Origin of the sequence: Sphingopyxis sp. OPL5, from assembly GCF_003797775.2 — a bacterium.
GTDB lineage: Bacteria > Pseudomonadota > Alphaproteobacteria > Sphingomonadales > Sphingomonadaceae > Sphingopyxis.
Window position 1 is genome coordinate 965,893 of record NZ_CP060725.1, and the last position, 16,517, is coordinate 982,409.

Below are 16,517 nucleotides of genomic sequence, written 5' to 3' on the forward strand. Positions count from 1 at the left end.
GATGAAAAAGCTTCTGATCCTCGCCGCGCTGGCCACAGCCTCGTTCGGCCAGCCCGCTTTCGCCCAGACCGCACCGGCCGCCGCGCCGCGCACCGCGGTCGTCCAGCATTCGGACCTCGACCTGCGCAGCGAAAGCGGGACGAAGGCGCTCGACCGCCGCATCTGGCGCGCCGTCGTCGAGGTGTGCGGCACCGCGTCGGATTTCGACCTTTCGGGCAAGAATGACGTGCGCGAATGCCGCCGCGACACCAAAGCCATCGCGGCGATCGAAGCGAACGCGGTGGTGGCCAGCGCGACGCGCGGCGAACCGATCCGGGTCACCTCGATCCAGAAATGACGGTTGCCAAGTCCGTCTAGGCGCGCGCGTCGAATTCCGACCGCGCGCTTGCTACCTTTTCCAGATTGGCTTCGGCCCAGGCCCACACCCCGCAAAAGGCTTCGCCCAAGCTGTGGCCGAGGTCGGTCAGGCAATATTCGACTTTCGGCGGGACGACCGGATGCACCGTCCGCACGACAAGGCCGTCGCGTTCCATCGCGCGCAGGGTCTGGGTCAGCATCTTCTGGCTGATGCCGGGAACGCGGCGCGACAATATGGTGAAGCGGCACGTTCCGTGATCCTCCAGCTCCTCCAGAACGAGTAGGGTCCATTTGTCGGCGACTCGGCCGATCAGTTCGTTGACCAGCGTTTCGACGCGCGGATCGACCGGCGCATTGGGATCATAGACGATTTTTTCAGGTGCAGGCATGGCGGAAAATCCAAATCTCTCTTTTGGGTAACTATGGCACTTTTGGGTGCCTTCTTTCTTTTGGAGAGTGTAGGCGTATTTGGGTCTTCTCACCATCCCCCAAGGAGACAGACCATGAAAACTACCGGCAACACCATCCTCGTTTCGGGCGGCGGCTCGGGCATCGGGCTGGCGCTCGCGCAGCGCTGGCACGACGCGGGCAACCGCGTCATCATCACCGGGCGCAACGCCGCAAAGCTGGACGCGGCGATCGCGGGGCGGGCGAACATGGCGGCGGTGACGCTCGACGTCACCGATGCCGATGCAATCGCGGCCTTCGCCAAGGACATCGTCGCGCGCTTTCCCGCGCTCAATATCTTGGTGAACAATGCCGGCATCATGAGCGCCGAGGATGCCAGCGCCAAGCGCGACCTGGCGCAGGCCGAGGCGACCGTCGTCACCAACATCCTCGGCCCGATCCGCCTGACCGACGCTCTGGTCGACCATCTGGCGGCGCAACAGGATGCCGCGATCATCAATGTGACGTCGGGGCTGGCGTTCGTGCCGCTGCCCAAGGCGCCGACCTATTCGGCGACCAAGGCGGCGCTGCACAGCTATTCGGTGGCGCTGCGTATCCAACTGGAGGGCAAGGTCGAGGTGATCGAACTGGCACCGCCCGCGGTGCGCACCGACCTGACCCCCGGCCAGTCGACGCGCGAGGGCTATATGCCGCTCGATGAGTTCGCCGACGAGGTGATGAGCCTGTTCGCGGTCGAACCGACGCCTGCGGAAATCCTGGTGCAGAATGTCCTGCCGCTGCGCAATGCCGAGGCGAACGGGAATGTCCCCGCGGTTCTGGGGATGTTGAAGTCGCTGTAGGCCACAGGTCATTGCGAGCGAAGCGAAGCAATCCGGAGCGACGCGCACTCCGGATTGCCGCGTCGCTCGCAATGACGAGGGTGTTTCGCACTCCGAATGGGACACTTAGTTACATAAGCGCTTGCCCCCCCTCCCCCATTGGCGCATGATCGTCCTCGAACGATACGGAAGACGCCCTCACGGCGCGCCGTTCGGTCGCAACGGCAATGGAGAGGGAGATGCCGGAATGACTGTAGTAAGCCGCTGTGATGCGGAAGCCCGCGAGCGGCACCGGACGCTCGATTTCATCGGCCTGCGCGCGCACGCGACGACGGTCGGGCTGATCCAGCTGTGCGAGGAATTGCTCAACGCCGGGATCTTGAACCCCGACGCGCTCGAACGGATCAAGGGCGCGATCCGCTCCGAACTGACCGTCAGCAACGCCCGAATTTCGAACCAGCCGACCTTTGACGACACACTGAAACGCCGGCTCGACGCGATTTTCCCGAAATGCCCCGGGGAACCGCCCGCGGAGCATGTCGGCCCGCTCGAACAGTTCGAAGAAGCGCTGGGCGAGACGCGCGCGCATTGACCTCACACCGCCCCTCTCCTGACGGGGAGGGGCTTGTCATTGCCTAAACGCGGCTTCCGCCCTATAGGGCCGCGATCATGCAGATCCCCGGCCATATCGACCCCGTTACCACGGGCACCGTCCCCTTGCGCGGCGGCAACCGCATCGACCTCGTCGGGCTGACCCGCGACGCCATCGGTGGCGTGCTGGTCGAGGCGGGACTCGACGCCAAGGCAGCGAAGCTGCGCGCCAAGCAGATCTGGCACTGGATCTATCACCGCGGGGTCACCGATTTCGAGGCGATGACCGATATCGCCAAGACGATGCGCCCGTGGCTGACCGACCGCTTCATCATCGGCCGCCCGACGGTGCGCGAGGCGCAGGTGTCGAGCGACGGCACCCGCAAATGGCTGCTCGCCGCCGCCGACGGCCAGGAATATGAGATGGTCTTCATCCCCGACGCCGATCGGGGAACGCTCTGCGTGTCGAGCCAGGTCGGCTGCACGCTGAATTGTCGTTTCTGTCACACCGGAACGATGCGGCTGGTGCGCAACCTCGCGGCGGGCGAGATCGTCGGGCAGGTGATGCTGGCGCGCGACGAACTCGGCGAATGGCCCAAGGGCACGATGGCCGGCTTTGGCCCCGATCCCGAGGACGACGACGAGGACGAAGGCGGTCATTATACCGCCGACGGCCGCATCCTGACCAACATCGTGATGATGGGCATGGGTGAACCGCTGTATAATTTCGAAGAGGTCAAGGGCGCGCTCAAGATCGTCATGGACGGCGACGGCCTCGCGCTGTCGCGGCGCCGGATCACGCTGTCGACGAGCGGCGTCGTGCCGATGATGGCGCGCGCGGGCGAAGAGATCGGGGTCAACCTCGCGGTGTCGCTCCATGCGGTATCGAAGGAAATCCGCGACGAGATCGTGCCGCTCAACCGCAAATATGGCATCGAGGAACTGCTGCAGGCGTGCGCCGACTATCCGGGCGCCGGCAATTCGCGGCGGATCACCTTCGAATATGTGATGCTGAAGGACAAGAACGACAGCGACGACGATGCGCGCGAGTTGGTGCGGCTGATCCGGGAATATGGGCTGCACGCCAAGGTCAATCTGATTCCGTTCAATCCCTGGCCCGGCGCCATGTACGAATGTTCGACGCCCGAGCGGGTGCGCGCGTTCAGCAACCTGATCTTCAAGAGCGGGATTTCGGCGCCGGTGCGCACCCCGCGCGGGCGCGACATCATGGCGGCGTGCGGGCAGCTGAAAAGCGCCGCGACCAAGCCGACGCGCGCCGAACTCGACCGCATCGCGGAAGAGAAGCAGGCGGCACTGGGCTGACAACCCCTCCCTGTGTTGCAAAAACAACACAGGTAAGAAAATTGTCACAATCTGAATGATCCGTTCATTGAAGCGACAGCCGAAAACGCCATTTAGGCGGCGGGTCGCGTTCCAAGGGACGCGTCCCGTCACTAATAAAGGAAAACAAAATGAAGAAATTCGCAGTTGCAGCCGCTCTCCTCTCGGCCGTTGTCGCAACCCCCTCGTTCGCTGCCGAAGGCGGCGAAGGCCATGTCGAAGTTCGCGGCGGCCTGATCACCGGCAACGGGATCGACGAAGGCACGCTCGGCCTCGCAGCAGGCTATGATTTCGACCTCGGCAGCACCGCGTTCGTCGGCGCCGAAGTCGCCGGCGACAAGGTCCTCGTCGATGGCGCGGATGTCCAGTTCTCGGCCGGCGGCCGCATCGGTGCCAAGCTCGGCACGAGCGGCAAGCTGTACGCCACCGGTGGTTACACCTTCAGCGACATCGACGATCCCTATGTCGGTGCCGGCTACCAGCACAAGTTCGGTTCGAACGTGTACGGCAAGGTCGAATATCGCCACCAGTTCATCAGCAACTTCGGCGACTTCGACAGCTTCGTCGCCGGCGTCGGCTTCGCTTTCTGATTTTTCGGAAACCGAATGAAACAGGAAGGGCGGCCCCGCGGGGTCGCCCTTTTTCGTTGGGGGTGATGATGGATGGCGGGTTCTGGGCGTTAGCAGGCGTTTAAATCCTCCCTGTGGCGAAGCCATGGGGAGGGGGACCGCGCCCGAAGGGCGTGGTGGAGGGGCCGAAAGGTCGCGCGACGCTTACGGCGTCGGCCCCTCCGTCAGCGCTTCGCGCTGCCACCTCCCCATCGCTGCGCGACAGGGAGGATTTAAGGACCGTCCGCTCCCACCCCAAAGCCGTCGTCCCGGGATGATTCCGCAAGCGCCACCATCACCCGATATCGACCGCCGTCAGTTCTGGAACACCGCCGCCGTGCCCGGCTTGACCATCTGTGCGAGGCGCGCGGCGTCCCAGTTGGTGAGGCGGACGCAGCCATGGCTTTCGGCGCGGCCGATGGTGTGGGGTTCGTTGGTGCCGTGGATGCCATAATGCGGCTTGTTGAGGTCGAGCCAGACGACCCCGACCGGACCGTTGGGGCCGGGTTGCAGCAATTGCGCCTCCTTGTTGTCGCTGACGTCTCAGAACAGCTTGGGGTTGTAATGGAAGTCGGGATTGCGGCTGACCCCTTTGATCTTCCATGTCCCGATCGGCAGCGGGTCGCGATGGCTGCCCATCGTCGCCGGAAATAAAGCAATGAGCTTTCCGTCGGCGTCATAGGCCTTGAGCACGCCCTCGCTCTCGTCGACGACCAGCTTGTCGGCGGCTGGCTGGGTCGCGGCGACCCCCAGCTTCTGCAAGGTCGCGCCCCAGCCGCGCGGATCGTCGGCGGCGGGCAGCGGATCGACGTCGGGGATGTTCGGCACGCGCAGGACCTTGCCCGCCCCGACCGGCGTTTCGGGGGTGTTGAGCGCGACGATCGTTTCGGGGGTGGTGTGGAAGCGCTCGGCGAGCGCTTCCATCAGGTTGCGATAGCCGAGCGCGGGAAGCTTCGCCTGATCGGCCGCGTCCTCGGGAAAGTCAGGAACGAAGGGTCCGGCCGCGAAGGCGGCGGGGATGACGACGAGGCGCGTCGCGGCGACATTGTTCCACTGCTGCATCTTCGCGAGCGTCGCGTCGTCGAGCTTGCCGCTTTCGTCGAGATCGTGCGCCGCCTGGAAACCACGCAGCGCCGCGACATAGGATTGCCCCTCCTTGCCGTCGATCGCGCCCGGCGAAAAGCCGAGCTGGGCGAGGATCACCTGCGCGCGCAGGACCGGCGGTTCGGCGAAGGGCGTCGTCGCCTTGGCATCGGTAAAGCGGAGCGTGCCGGAATCGGCCGCAGCGGCGCGCTCGGTGGGTTTGTCATTCGGGCTTTCGGAGGGAGAATTGCATCCGGCAATGAGGATAAAGGCAGGCAAACAGGCAAAAATTTTCACGCGATGCTCCTGTGACGGGTTCGGCTTACCAACGTCGTGCGCCCGCGATGGATGCAAGGCAGGGTACCGGCCCGGCTTGTCTGCTCGTTGCTGCGGCGCTAGCGCGGAGGCCGGGCGACGCGACAGGAGGGCGGCATGGGCTATGCGATCGACGCGGTGCTGACCGGCAAGGCGCGCGTTTTCGGCGACAAGGGCGAGCCGAGCGCGATCGCCAAAACCCCCGTCATCGGGCCGTTGCGGGTCGGACCGCTGGGCATCGCGGGCGACGAGCAGGCCGACCTCACCGTCCATGGCGGCACCGACAAGGCGATCCACCATTATCCGCGCGATCATTATGCCTGGTGGGCGGACGCGCTGGACGATCATGAACTGCTTGGTGCGCCCGGCGCGTTCGGGGAGAATATCTCGACCGCGGGGCTGGTCGAGCAGGAAGCGTGCATCGGCGACCGTTACCGGTTGGGCAGCGCGCTGGTCGAGATCAGCCAAGGGCGCCAGCCGTGCTGGAAGCTCGGTCATCGTTTCGGCGTCGCGAGCGTGCCCGCGACGGTGGTCAGGACGCAGCGCAGCGGCTGGTATTATCGCGTGGTCGAAGAGGGCGTGGTCATGGCGGGCGACCGGTTGGAACTGGTGGGGCGTCCGTTGCCCGACTGGAGCGTCGCGCGGGTGTTCGGGCTGTTGATCGGCGGCGCGGGCAAGCGCGAACCCGCGGCGCTGCGCGAGCTGGCGGAGATGGATGTGCTGGCCGAAACCTGGCGGGTGCGGGCAGGGAAATTGCTCGCTTAAAATGGGGTTCGTCATTGCGAGCGAAGCGAAGCAATCCAGAGCGGTTTACGCTACTCTGGATTGCTTCGCTTCGCTCGCAATGACGTGGTTCAGTCCACGTCGGGCAGCGCGTCCTCGACCAGCGGCGCCAGGCCCTCGACGATCACCCCGACGCCCTTGGCATTGGGGTGGACATTGTCGCCCAGCATCAGCGTCTTGTCGGTGACGACATTGTCGAGGATGAAAGGATAGAGGCTGGCGCCATATTTGGCGGCGAGGTCGGGATAGATCGGGTTGAACGCCGTGGCATAGTCGCTGCCCATGTTCGGCGAAGCCATCATGCCGGTGAGGACGACCGGGATGCCGCGTTTTTTCAGTTCGGCGAGCATCGCGTCGAGATTGGCGCGCGTCTCGGCGGGCCGGATCCCGCGCAGCATATCATTGCCGCCGAGCCCGAGCAGGACGAGCGCGGGTTTGACCTTGGCATTGTCGAGCACGAAGGTCAGGCGCTGCAGGCCGGCGGCGGTGGTATCGCCCGAAACGCCGGCATTCTGGACGCGCGCGGGCGTGCCGTCAGCGGCAAGCGCGGCCTGAAGCTGGGGTGCGAGGCCTTCCTTGGGGCCGAGCTGGTACCCCGCGTAAAGACTGTCACCAAAGGCGATGACGAGCGGGGCGTCGGCGGGGATCGCGGCGACCTTGGTCGAAGCACTGGCATCCTTCGTCGAAGCCGCCGGGTTTTCCGCCGATCCGCAACCCGCGAGCGGTTGGCAAAGCGCGAGTCCGAAACCATATATCGCAAACGAGCGCCATCCGGCCTTGATCATTCCAAAGGGTCCCTTCTTGACCGAACCTTCCCGACCGCCGGCCGACGCCGCGATCGCCGCCCATAATGTGACGCTGACCCTCGGCAGCGACAAGGCCCCCGTCGAAATTTTGCGCGGCATCGACCTGCGCGTCGCCGCGGGGGAATCGGTCGCTTTGCTCGGGCCGTCGGGGTCGGGCAAAAGCTCGCTGATGGCGGTGCTCGCCGGGCTGGAACGCGCAAGCGGCGGGACGATCCATGTCGCGGGGGCCGATTTCACGACATTAGACGAGGACGGGCTGGCGCGCGCGCGGCGCGGCCGGATCGGCATCGTGCTGCAGGCGTTCCACCTGTTGCCGACGATGACCGCGCTGGAGAATGTCGCGGTGCCGCTGGAACTGTCGGGCCATGCCGACCCGTTCGGGCGCGCGGCCGCCGAACTCGAAGCCGTCGGCCTCGGCCACCGGCTGACCCATTATCCCGCGCAATTGTCGGGCGGCGAGCAGCAGCGCGTCGCGATCGCGCGCGCGATGGCGGGCGAACCCGCGATCCTGTTCGCCGACGAACCGACGGGCAATCTCGACACCGCGACCGGCCATGCGATCGTCGACCTGTTGTTCGCGCGCGGCAAGGCGCTGGGCGCGACCTTGCTCGTCATCACCCACGATCCCGACCTCGCCGAGCATTGCGACCGGGTGCTGGTGATGCACGACGGGCGGATAGACGAGGAACGCGCCGGCAAGGCGCCGCGCTGATGCTCCCTCTTGCCTCGCTCTGGCGTATCGCGCGGCGTGACCTCGCGGCACGGATTCGCGGGCTGCGGCTGCTGGCCGTGTGCCTGTTCCTCGGCGTCGCGACCCTCGCGGCGATCGGCAGTTTGACGCGCGGGATCACGTCGGAGCTCGAGACGCGCGGACAGACGATCCTCGGCGGCGACATCGAATTCGGGCTGCCGCAGCGGCAGGCGACGGCGCAGGAGATGGCGGCGTTTCGCGGGGCCGGCGACGCATCGGCGACGGTGCGGATGCGCGCGATGGCGAATGCGCCCGACGGCGACGCTCTGTTGTCCGAGTTGAAGGCGGTCGACGGCGCCTATCCGCTTTACGGGACGATGCGGCTGGAGAACGGCGTCCGGCGCGGGCCGCCGCCGGCGGGGGCGATCTGGGTCGGCGCTGACCTCGCGTCGCGGCTCGACCTGCAGGTCGGCGAGAATGTGAAGTTCGGCGACAAGAGCTTCCGCATCGACGGCATCATCGCCGAGGAGCCCGACCGGCTGGGCGAAGGCTTTACGCTGGGTCCGGTGGCGATCATCGGGCTGAACGATCTCGCGGCGACGCAGTTGATCCAGCCGGGCAGCCTCTATGAGAGCAAATATCGCGTCCGCCTGCCCGACGACGCCAATCCCGAGGCGGTCGGCAAAAGGCTGACCGGACAATTCCCCGAAGCGGGGTGGGAGATTACCGACCGCAGCAATGGCGCGCCCGGAACGCGGCGCTTCATCGAACGCATGGGGCAGTTTTTGTCGCTGGTCGGGCTCGCGGCGCTGGTGATCGCCGGGATCGGGGTCGGCAATGGCGTCGCGAGTTATCTTGCGGGCAAGCGGCCGGGGCTGGCGACGCTGAAGGTGCTCGGCGCCGACAGCGGCACGGTGATGCGCATTTACGGCCTGCAGATATTGGCGGTCGCGGCGGTGTCGATCTTCGCCGGCCTCGTCGTCGGCGCGCTCGCGCCCGCGGCGATTTCGGCGGTCGCGGGCGATGTTTTGCCGGTGAAGCCGGGGGTCGCCATCTATCCGCTGCCGCTGCTGATCAGCGCGGCTTACGGCCTGCTGATCGCGATCGCTTTCGCCCTGCCCCCGCTCGCGGCGACGCGGCAGGTGCCGGCGGCGGGGCTGTTTCGCGCGACGATCGACGGCATGGCACGGCCCGAGAAACGCACGATCTTGGCGGTCGGCACCGCGCTGGCGGCGATTATCGCGCTCGCGGTCGGGACGGCGCGCGAGCCTTTGTTCGCGCTCGGTTTTGTCGGCGCCGCCTCCGGATTGCTGCTGCTGCTCGTCGGCATCGGCTGGCTGGTGCGCAAGGCGGCGAGCCTCGCACCGCGGCCGAAGCAACCGCTGCTGCGTCTCGCGGTGGCGAACCTGCACCGGCCGGGTGCGGCGACGGGGGCGCTGGTGGTGGCGCTGGGGCTGGGGCTGACTTTGTTCGTGACGCTCGCGGCGATCCAGACGAGCATCACCGCCGAGATTTCGCGCACCGTGCCGCAGCGCGCGCCGAGCTTCTTCGTGCTCGACATCCCGCGCGGCGGCGCTGCCGAATTCCGGTCGATGGTGACCAAGGCGGCGCCCGATGCCGAGGTCAATATGATCCCGGCGCTGCGCGGCAGCGTCACCGAATTTGCCGGGCAGCGCGTCGACGAACTCGCCGAGCTGCCCGAGGGCGCGTGGGTGCTGCGCGGCGACCGCGGGCTGACGTACAGCCCCACCCTGCCGAACGGAAGCGAACTCACCGCCGGGCGATGGTGGGCCGCCGACTATAAGGGACCGCCGCTGGTCAGCGTCGAGACGGAGGTCGCGACCTCGCTGGGCCTCAAGATCGGCGACACGCTGTCGGTCAATGTGCTGGGGGTCGAGGTGCAGGGCAAGGTCGCGTCGTTCCGCACCGTCGAGTGGGACAATTTCGGGCTGAACTATGTGCTCGTCTTTTCGCCGGGCAGCTTCGACGCGGCGCCGCACAATATGGTCGCGACGGTCGCGGTGCCGCCGGCGGCCGAGGCGGAGCTGGCGCGCAGCATTCCGCGCGCCTTCCCGTCGGCGTCGCTGATCGCGGTGCGCGACGTGATCGGGCAGGTCACGACCCTGCTGACCCAGATGAGCCAGGCGATCGCGGCGGCGGCGAGCATCGCGATCCTCGCCGGCATCGCGGTGCTGATCGGCGCGATCGCGGCGAGCCGCGAGCGGCGGGTGTATGACAGTGTGATCCTGAAACTGCTCGGCGCGACGCGCGGGCAGATATTGGGGGCGCAGGGGCTGGAATATGCGGTGCTGGCGCTGATCCTCGCGGCGCTGTCGCTCGGCATCGGGCTGGCGGCGGGCTGGTATGTGGTGACCCAGCTGTTCGACTTCACCTTTGCGCCCGACCCGTTCGTGGTCGGGATGACCCTGCTCGGCGGGGCGGGACTCGCCTTCCTGATCGGGATCGCGGGAAGCTGGCCTTTGCTGTCGGTGCGCCCGGCGAGCGCGCTGCGGAGCCTCTAGCCCAGCAACCGCACCGCCGCCGACACCGCCGCCAGACCCAGCACGGCGGCGACCATCGCCTGCCACACATGCGCGGGGACGCGGCCGAAGTGGCGCGCGCCGACGAGGTTGCCGAGCCACATCGGGGGGAAGAGGATCAGCGCAATCAGGAACAGCTTCCATGTCGCGATGCCGACCCAGAGCGCGGCGAGCGTACCGGCGATCGCGGTCGCGAAGAAGATCAGCAGCATCGACGCGCGGGCGACCCTGGGATCGAGCGAGCGGCGGAGATAGAAAGGCACCACCGGCGGCCCCGGCATCGCGGCGAAGCCGGTGAGGATGCCCGAGGCGAAGCCGGTGCCCGCCACCGCCGCGCGCGTCGGGCGGTGGCCATCGGGATGCTTGGGCAGCAGCACCGCGATGAAAGCTACGACGGCAGCGAGGGTGATCAACAGGCGTGCGACGTCGGACGGCGTCGCGTCGAGCGCGACCATGCCGAGCGGGGTCGTCACCATCGCAAGCAACGCGATCGGGATCGCGGTCTGGCGGTCGGCATCGGCCATGATGATCCGGATGCCCACCGGCCCGATCAGCAGCTGAAGCAGGATGCCGAGCACCACCGCTTCCGCCGGGCTGATGATGAGGCCGAGCAGCGGCACGAGGATGATCGCCATGCCGAAGCCGGTCAGCCCGCGCACATAGGCGGCGGCGAAGGTCATCGCGCCGGCGCCGGCGAGCGTAAGCGGCGCGATGTCGACGAGACTGGTCCAGCCGGTCACGCGGCGGCGATCCCGACGCGGCGGCGGATGTCCTCCCACCGCAGGACCAGCGCCAGCAGCAGACCGACCAGAAGCAGGGCGAATATCGGGCCATCGTTCCAGGGTCCGGACGCGACAGCAAAAGGGAAAGCCACGAGCAACGGAAAACGTCGGTCGGTGACCAGCGCCAGCGCGATCACCGCCGCAAAAAGAATCGCTCCCGTCGGCACCGAAGGCAAAGCATCACGCGCCATCACCGCCACCGCCGGTACCCACAGCAAGGCCGCAAGCAGATGCAGCCAGAAAGCGATGTCAGCCCGCTGCGTCGTGCGCACGGGGTCGCTACGGTCCATCGCCAATGCCGCAGCGAAGGCGGCGCCGCCCCCGACCGCCAACCGCCACCAGGGGAAATTCCCCCGGCCGTCAAAAAGATCGGGCGACGTCAGATAATCGGCAAAGAGCAGCGGTACGAGCATCGCCGCCGCCCAGGCGAGGCTGACCGGTACGCGGTGCCGCCACCAGAAGAGGATATTGGCGGCCGCCGCCGCGATGCACAGTCCGATCAACAAGGCGACGCCGACATGGGCGCCGTCTGACGGTGCGGGCGAACCGATCATCCACGCCATCGGCCCGGTCGATACCGATCGAAAGGCGAACAGCAGCCCCGCCAGCATCGACACGAGGGCGTACTGCGTCGCCAGCACCAGTGCCGGCAACGCCATACGCCGGATGCGAACGAAATATTCGGCCGTTCCCCATATCGCGACCGCGGGCACCGCGATCACCAGCCAGATCGACGGCCCGCCATAGGCCTCCGGGCGGAAGGGGGTAGCGTCGCCGATCAGCCGGTACGCCATCAGCCCGCCTATAGCGAATGCGCCGACGAACAGGGCCCCCGCGCCCAGCGCGACGAAATAATCGTTGAAACCCAGGATGAGGCGCACGGGTTCGTGCTCGGCGGCGGGCCGGGGCGCTTCGGACGCGGGCACAGGCATCGCCGTATTCGTATCCGAGTCCGAAAAGGGCGTCACCGGATCGGCGGGGCCGGCCATCGCTGGCGGCGGCAGATATCGCGTCAGCCCGTCGGGCAACAGGCCCAGCAAGAAGCGGCGGAGCGGCGACCAGCCAGCCGCGAGGAGCAGGATCGCCGCGCCCGAAATCGCGGAGGCGACAAGGATATTGGGAAAGACATTGTCGCGATTGAGCAGCAACGCCGTTGCGCCGATCAGATAGGCGAAGCCCGACACCAGCATCGGGCGCCGGTCAATGATGACCCCGATGAGCGCCAGTGCCGCGAACACCGAAAAGACGGGCCAGGAGGTGACCTGGCCGAGGTTGAAAGCCGACACGCCGAGCGACAGGAACAGCCCGTGGACGAGCAAGGGCGCCGACGCGAGGTGCAGCCAGAAGGCAACGTCGGATCGCCGCGTTCGACGCATCGGGTCCGATGCGTCCCACGCCATGGCGATCGCGAAGAGCAGCGCACCTGCGAGGATCGCAGGACCATAGCCGGACCATCCTCCGCCGAAGAGGCCGAGATTGTAGAATTGCAGGTTGATGCCCAGCACCCCAAGCACGACACCGATGAAGCCGAGCGCTGCCGCGATCGGAACGCGAAAAACGAACCAATAACCCGCCATCGCCGCCGCCGCCGGCAGCGCGGCATAGCCGCCTATCCACGGCGCGAGCACAGCGAGGACAGCGAGGAAAGTGATCATGGCCAGCGCGATCGCGCAGGCGGCGAATTGGCGGCGGACGACGAGCGGCGGCGTCAGCGCCCAGGCCGCACCCGCCGCGATCAAGGGCCCGATCCCGCTTTGCGCCGTCATCCCGCCGAGCAGTATAAAGCCGACGACCAATATGACCGCGGTAAAGATATCGGCGAAGCCGGTGGTCAGCCGAATATCCTCTTCGTCGATACGTTGCGACCCGTGCGCCGGCATCGCTACGGCTTCGCTGTCCATCACACCCCCTCTCCCCATGACCAGCCGTCTTTATTTCGATGCGCTTAAGAAGCCGGTAATCGCGTGGCGCCGCTCCGCCCCTGCAAGGTGACCAGCCAGACGTCGGGCGGCGCGCCATAGCGTAGCGGCAAGATGCTGGTGCCCAGCCCCGCTCCGACGAAGATTTTCTGGCCATGGTCGGTCATCGCGCCGCAGGCGAAGCGGTCGCCATATTTCGACGCGTAGCTGAGCGCGCCGACCAGCGGCAGCGCGATCTGGCCGCAATGGGTGTGGCCGGCGAACACGGCATCGACCGGCGCGCGCAGGTCGGGGACGATATCGGGACTGTGGCTGACCATGATGCGCGGTCCGCCGCCGAGCGCATCCATCGCGGCATAGGCGCGTGTCAGGCGCGCGTGGTTGGTGACCTCGTCGTCGATCCCGCCGACGATCAGCGGCCCGCGCCGCACCGCGCCATTGCGCAGTACGGTGACGCCCGCGGCTTCCAGTCCCTTCGCGATCGGTTCGGGCTGAAACCAGTAATCATGGTTGCCGAGCACCGCGACCACCCCGAGCCGCGCTTTCGCCTCGGCGAAGGGCGCGGTGAGTTCGGCGGCCGAGTAATGGCGCGTCGCGAGGGTCTTGCCGCTGTGGAAATCGCCCGCGAGCAGGATCAGGTCGGGATCGAGCGCATTCAGCCGGCGCAGGACCGCGCGCAGCCGTTCGGGCGGCATGTCGGGACCCGCGACATGGGTATCGGAGATCAGCAGTACCCGGAGCGGCGGTTCGCCCGCCGGCCAGTCGGCGAGCGCCAGCGTTGCGGTGCGCACGATCGGATCGCGCGACGCGTTCCACACGCCCTTGGCGATCAGCGCGGCACCGATCAACGCCAGCAGCATCAGCCAGCGCAGCCACCGGCGCGGCCGACGCTTTGGCGCCGCGCTCAACCGCGCAGGTCGGGCGGGGTCGCCTCGCCCTTGAGCATCGCGATCGCCTCGGCGAGCGGCATGATGCGCTGGCCGTCCTGACCGAGGGTGCGGATCGCAACCGTGCCTTCCTCGGCCTCGCGATTGCCGACCACCAGCAGGTAGGGAACCTTGGCGAGGCTGTGTTCGCGGACCTTGTAGTTGATCTTCTCGTTGCGGACGTCGCTTTCGGCGCGAATGCCCGCCGCGACGAGCTGGGCCACCGCGTCCTTGGCATAAGCGTCGGCGTCGCTGACGATCGTCGCGACGACAGCCTGCACCGGCGCGAGCCAGGTCGGGAAGCGGCCGGCGAAATGCTCGATGAGGATGCCGATGAAGCGCTCGTAAGTGCCAAGGATCGCGCGGTGGAGCATCACCGGGCGATGGCGCTCGCCATCCTCGCCGATATAGCTCGCATCGAGACGTTCGGGCATCACGCGGTCGGACTGGATCGTCCCGCACTGCCAGGTGCGGCCGATCGCGTCGGTCAGGTGGAATTCGAGCTTGGGCGCATAGAAGGCGCCCTCGCCCGGCAGTTCTTCCCAGCCATATTCCTCGGTCGCCATGCCGGCGCGCTCGACGGCTTCGCGAAGCTCGGCCTCGGCCTTGTCCCACATTTCTTCGGTGCCGAAGCGCATGTCGGGGCGCAGCGCGAGCTTCACCGCATATTTTTCGAACCCGAGCTGCTTGTAGACGCGGTCGAGCAGCGCGCAGAAATCGCGCACTTCATCGACGATCTGGTCTTCGCGGCAGAAGATATGACCGTCGTCCTGCGTGAACTGGCGCACACGCATGATGCCGTGCAGCGCGCCATGCGGTTCGTTGCGGTGGCAACAGCCCATTTCGGCCATGCGCAGCGGCAGGTCGCGATACGACTTCATGCCCTGACGGAAGATCAGGACGTGCGCGGGGCAGTTCATCGGCTTCAATGCCATCCACTCGGCATCGTCGGAGACGATCGGGCCGTCATCCTCGATGTTCGGGACCTCGTCGGGGATGACGAACATATTTTCGCGATATTTGCCCCAGTGGCCCGATTGCTCCCACTGGCGCGCGTCCATCACCTGCGGAGTCTTGACCTCCTGATAGCCCGAGCCGTCGATCGCGCGGCGCATATAGGCTTCGAGCTCGCGGTAGATGCGATAGCCCTTGGGGTGCCAGAAGACGCTGCCGTGCGCTTCCTCCTGCAGGTGGAACAGGTCCATTTCGCGGCCAATCTTGCGATGGTCGCGCTTCGCGGCCTCCTCGAGCCGGACGAGATGCTCGGCCAGCTGCTTCTTGTTGAGCCAGCCGGTGCCGTAGATGCGGCTGAGCTGCGCATTCTTCTGGTCGCCGCGCCAATAGGCGCCCGAGACGCGCGTCAGCTTGAACGCGGCGGGGTCGAGCTTGCCCGTCGAGGCCAGGTGCGGGCCGCGGCACATGTCCATCCAGCCGTCGCCGCTGCGGTAGACGGTAAGTTCCTCGCCCTCGGGCAGTTCGTGCGCCCATTCGGCCTTAAACGTCTCGCCCTCGGCCGCCCATTTGGCGATCAGCTTGTCACGCTCCCACACCTCGCGCGTCAGCGGCAGGTCGGCGGCGATGATCTTGCGCATCTCCTCCTCGATCAGCGGCAGTTCGTCGTCGCGGAACGGACCATGCTCGGCGGTCGGGGCGAAGTCGTAGTAGAAGCCGTCGCCCGTCGACGGGCCGAAGGTGATCTGCGTGCCCGGAAACAGGTTCTGCACCGCTTCGGCGAGGACATGCGCAAAGTCGTGGCGAAAGAGTTCGAGCGCGTCGGCCTCGTCGCGGCTGGTGACCAGCGACAAGTTGGTGTCTTCCTCCAGCGGGCGCATGATGTCGCGCAGCTCGCCGTCGATCTTCGCGGCGAGCGCGGCCTTGGCGAGGCCGGGTCCGATGTCGGCGGCGATCTGGGCCGGGGTAGTCCCGCGCGCGACTTCACGGGCAGAGCCATCGGGAAGGGTGACGCGGATCATCTGGGACATCGGGAAAATCGGCCTTTCTGGCGGGGTAAAACAGCGCCCCTTTGCCAGTATGCGATAGGAGCGGCAAGGGGCGGATTCGCAATCGGGCTTGCAATGTTACATTGTATCATTATCTAGCAGCACCGACCTCCCGCGAAAGCCGCCTCATGTCCTTTTCCGCCGCGCGCCCGCGCCTCGCCGACCTGATCGGCCTGGCGCTGTCGTCGACCTGTCTGATTCACTGTCTCGCGCTGCCGATGTTGCTCCTCCTGGCTCCCGCGCTCGGCCACTGGATCGCGCTGCCCGAATGGACGCACGCCGCGATCCTGACGCTCGCGCTGCCTGCGGCCTTCGCGGCGATGCGGGCCGGGTGGCGGCGGCACGGTCGCATCGCCCCGCCACTGGCCGCGGCGGCGGGGCTCGGCCTCCTCGCGCTGGGGCTGGCGGCGCACGAAGGCTGGATGGGCTTCGCCGATCCCGCCGCCACCGACCGGCTGCTCACCTCGATCGGTGCGCTCGCGCTGGCCGGCGCGCACCTCGCCAACTGGCGGTTGAGCCATCACATCTGAACCGGGCCGGCGCAGTCCG

At 67.0% G+C, this 16,517-nt stretch carries 15 protein-coding genes and 1 pseudogene; 9 read left to right on the plus strand and 7 right to left on the minus strand.

Going from position 1 to position 16,517, the window contains the following annotated elements:
• Window position 1: 1 nt before the first annotated feature.
• Window positions 2-337 carry a UrcA family protein gene (locus EEB18_RS04720; RefSeq protein WP_187141655.1) on the plus strand — a complete coding sequence of 112 codons (336 nt, stop codon included), beginning with the start codon at window positions 2-4 and terminating at the stop codon, window positions 335-337.
• A gap of 16 nt (window positions 338-353) precedes the next feature.
• Here EEB18_RS04720 and EEB18_RS04725 read toward each other — a convergent pair whose 3' ends face one another.
• Window positions 354-746, minus strand: coding sequence for a winged helix-turn-helix transcriptional regulator (locus tag EEB18_RS04725; RefSeq protein WP_187141656.1), 393 nt, complete (start codon window positions 744-746; stop codon window positions 354-356).
• Between the two features lie 114 nt (window positions 747-860).
• On the opposite strand from EEB18_RS04725, the gene EEB18_RS04730 reads away from it, so the two are divergent.
• The 4 genes from EEB18_RS04730 to EEB18_RS04745 all read left to right on the plus strand — a co-directional run bounded on the left by EEB18_RS04730 (window position 861) and on the right by EEB18_RS04745 (window position 4,105).
• The gene (locus EEB18_RS04730) at window positions 861-1,604 is read left to right on the plus strand and encodes an SDR family oxidoreductase (RefSeq protein WP_187141657.1); all 744 of its coding nucleotides are present in this window, start codon (window positions 861-863) and stop codon (window positions 1,602-1,604) included.
• Window positions 1,605-1,830: 226 nt separating this feature from the next.
• Window positions 1,831-2,175 (plus strand): hypothetical protein, encoded by a 345-nt coding sequence (locus EEB18_RS04735; protein ID WP_056349005.1) that lies wholly within the window; start codon window positions 1,831-1,833, stop codon window positions 2,173-2,175.
• 77 nt (window positions 2,176-2,252) lie between these two features.
• Window positions 2,253-3,497 carry a 23S rRNA (adenine(2503)-C(2))-methyltransferase RlmN gene (gene rlmN / locus EEB18_RS04740; RefSeq protein WP_056349002.1) on the plus strand — a complete coding sequence of 415 codons (1,245 nt, stop codon included), beginning with the start codon at window positions 2,253-2,255 and terminating at the stop codon, window positions 3,495-3,497.
• Window positions 3,498-3,646: 149 nt separating this feature from the next.
• A complete protein-coding gene (locus EEB18_RS04745) occupies window positions 3,647-4,105 on the plus strand; it encodes an outer membrane protein (protein ID WP_187141658.1) in 459 nt (152 codons plus the stop codon).
• Window positions 4,106-4,438: 333 nt separating this feature from the next.
• Here the strand turns inward: EEB18_RS04745 and EEB18_RS04750 are convergent.
• A pseudogene (locus EEB18_RS04750) lies at window positions 4,439-5,503 on the minus strand (L,D-transpeptidase).
• 135 nt (window positions 5,504-5,638) lie between these two features.
• On the opposite strand from EEB18_RS04750, the gene EEB18_RS04755 reads away from it, so the two are divergent.
• Window positions 5,639-6,286, plus strand: coding sequence for an MOSC domain-containing protein (locus EEB18_RS04755; RefSeq protein WP_187141659.1), 648 nt, complete (start codon window positions 5,639-5,641; stop codon window positions 6,284-6,286).
• Window positions 6,287-6,375: 89 nt separating this feature from the next.
• Here EEB18_RS04755 and EEB18_RS04760 read toward each other — a convergent pair whose 3' ends face one another.
• Complete coding sequence (locus EEB18_RS04760) at window positions 6,376-7,089, minus strand: arylesterase (RefSeq protein ID WP_187141660.1); 714 nt, start codon at window positions 7,087-7,089, stop codon at window positions 6,376-6,378.
• 16 nt (window positions 7,090-7,105) lie between these two features.
• Here EEB18_RS04760 and EEB18_RS04765 point away from each other — a divergent pair, with 16 nt between their 5' ends.
• Window positions 7,106-7,822, plus strand: coding sequence for an ABC transporter ATP-binding protein (locus tag EEB18_RS04765; RefSeq protein ID WP_187141661.1), 717 nt, complete (start codon window positions 7,106-7,108; stop codon window positions 7,820-7,822).
• Window positions 7,822-10,323 carry an ABC transporter permease gene (locus tag EEB18_RS04770; protein ID WP_187141662.1) on the plus strand — a complete coding sequence of 834 codons (2,502 nt, stop codon included), beginning with the start codon at window positions 7,822-7,824 and terminating at the stop codon, window positions 10,321-10,323. The genes EEB18_RS04765 and EEB18_RS04770 overlap by 1 nt, the downstream gene beginning before the upstream one ends.
• Here the strand turns inward: EEB18_RS04770 and EEB18_RS04775 are convergent.
• From EEB18_RS04775 to thrS, 4 genes are read right to left on the minus strand one after another with little or no spacing between them, the layout of a single operon-like run.
• Window positions 10,320-11,081 carry a sulfite exporter TauE/SafE family protein gene (locus EEB18_RS04775; RefSeq protein ID WP_187141663.1) on the minus strand — a complete coding sequence of 254 codons (762 nt, stop codon included), beginning with the start codon at window positions 11,079-11,081 and terminating at the stop codon, window positions 10,320-10,322. The two genes, EEB18_RS04770 and EEB18_RS04775, sit on opposite strands and share 4 nt — an antisense overlap.
• Complete coding sequence (locus tag EEB18_RS04780; protein ID WP_187141664.1) at window positions 11,078-13,024, minus strand: hypothetical protein; 1,947 nt, start codon at window positions 13,022-13,024, stop codon at window positions 11,078-11,080. Before EEB18_RS04780 ends, EEB18_RS04775 begins: the two co-directional genes overlap by 4 nt.
• Before the next feature lie 44 nt (window positions 13,025-13,068).
• Window positions 13,069-13,902, minus strand: a complete 834-nt coding sequence (locus EEB18_RS04785; RefSeq protein ID WP_187141665.1) for a metallophosphoesterase — start codon at window positions 13,900-13,902, stop codon at window positions 13,069-13,071.
• A gap of 44 nt (window positions 13,903-13,946) precedes the next feature.
• Window positions 13,947-15,950 (minus strand): threonine--tRNA ligase, encoded by a 2,004-nt coding sequence (gene thrS / locus EEB18_RS04790; RefSeq protein WP_187141666.1) that lies wholly within the window; start codon window positions 15,948-15,950, stop codon window positions 13,947-13,949.
• Between the two features lie 146 nt (window positions 15,951-16,096).
• Between thrS and EEB18_RS04795 the strand changes: the two genes are divergently transcribed.
• Window positions 16,097-16,498: a MerC domain-containing protein gene (locus EEB18_RS04795; RefSeq protein WP_187141667.1), complete on the plus strand. Its 402-nt coding sequence runs from the start codon at window positions 16,097-16,099 to the stop codon at window positions 16,496-16,498.
• The last annotated feature ends 19 nt before the right edge of the window (window positions 16,499-16,517 follow it).

What these genes read in the sequence shown, in the direction of transcription:
- EEB18_RS04720 (WP_187141655.1), top strand. Translation starts at nt 2, where the DNA reads ATGAAAAAGCTTCTGATCCTCGCCGCGCTGGCCACAGCCTCGTTCGGC.
- EEB18_RS04725 (WP_187141656.1), bottom strand. Translation starts at nt 746, where the DNA reads ATGCCTGCACCTGAAAAAATCGTCTATGATCCCAATGCGCCGGTCGAT.
- EEB18_RS04730 (WP_187141657.1), top strand. Translation starts at nt 861, where the DNA reads ATGAAAACTACCGGCAACACCATCCTCGTTTCGGGCGGCGGCTCGGGC.
- EEB18_RS04735 (WP_056349005.1), top strand. Translation starts at nt 1,831, where the DNA reads ATGACTGTAGTAAGCCGCTGTGATGCGGAAGCCCGCGAGCGGCACCGG.
- rlmN (WP_056349002.1), top strand. Translation starts at nt 2,253, where the DNA reads ATGCAGATCCCCGGCCATATCGACCCCGTTACCACGGGCACCGTCCCC.
- EEB18_RS04745 (WP_187141658.1), top strand. Translation starts at nt 3,647, where the DNA reads ATGAAGAAATTCGCAGTTGCAGCCGCTCTCCTCTCGGCCGTTGTCGCA.
- EEB18_RS04755 (WP_187141659.1), top strand. Translation starts at nt 5,639, where the DNA reads ATGGGCTATGCGATCGACGCGGTGCTGACCGGCAAGGCGCGCGTTTTC.
- EEB18_RS04760 (WP_187141660.1), bottom strand. Translation starts at nt 7,089, where the DNA reads ATGATCAAGGCCGGATGGCGCTCGTTTGCGATATATGGTTTCGGACTC.
- EEB18_RS04770 (WP_187141662.1), top strand. Translation starts at nt 7,822, where the DNA reads ATGCTCCCTCTTGCCTCGCTCTGGCGTATCGCGCGGCGTGACCTCGCG.
- EEB18_RS04780 (WP_187141664.1), bottom strand. Translation starts at nt 13,024, where the DNA reads ATGGACAGCGAAGCCGTAGCGATGCCGGCGCACGGGTCGCAACGTATC.
- EEB18_RS04785 (WP_187141665.1), bottom strand. Translation starts at nt 13,902, where the DNA reads ATGCTGCTGGCGTTGATCGGTGCCGCGCTGATCGCCAAGGGCGTGTGG.
- thrS (WP_187141666.1), bottom strand. Translation starts at nt 15,950, where the DNA reads ATGTCCCAGATGATCCGCGTCACCCTTCCCGATGGCTCTGCCCGTGAA.
- EEB18_RS04795 (WP_187141667.1), top strand. Translation starts at nt 16,097, where the DNA reads ATGTCCTTTTCCGCCGCGCGCCCGCGCCTCGCCGACCTGATCGGCCTG.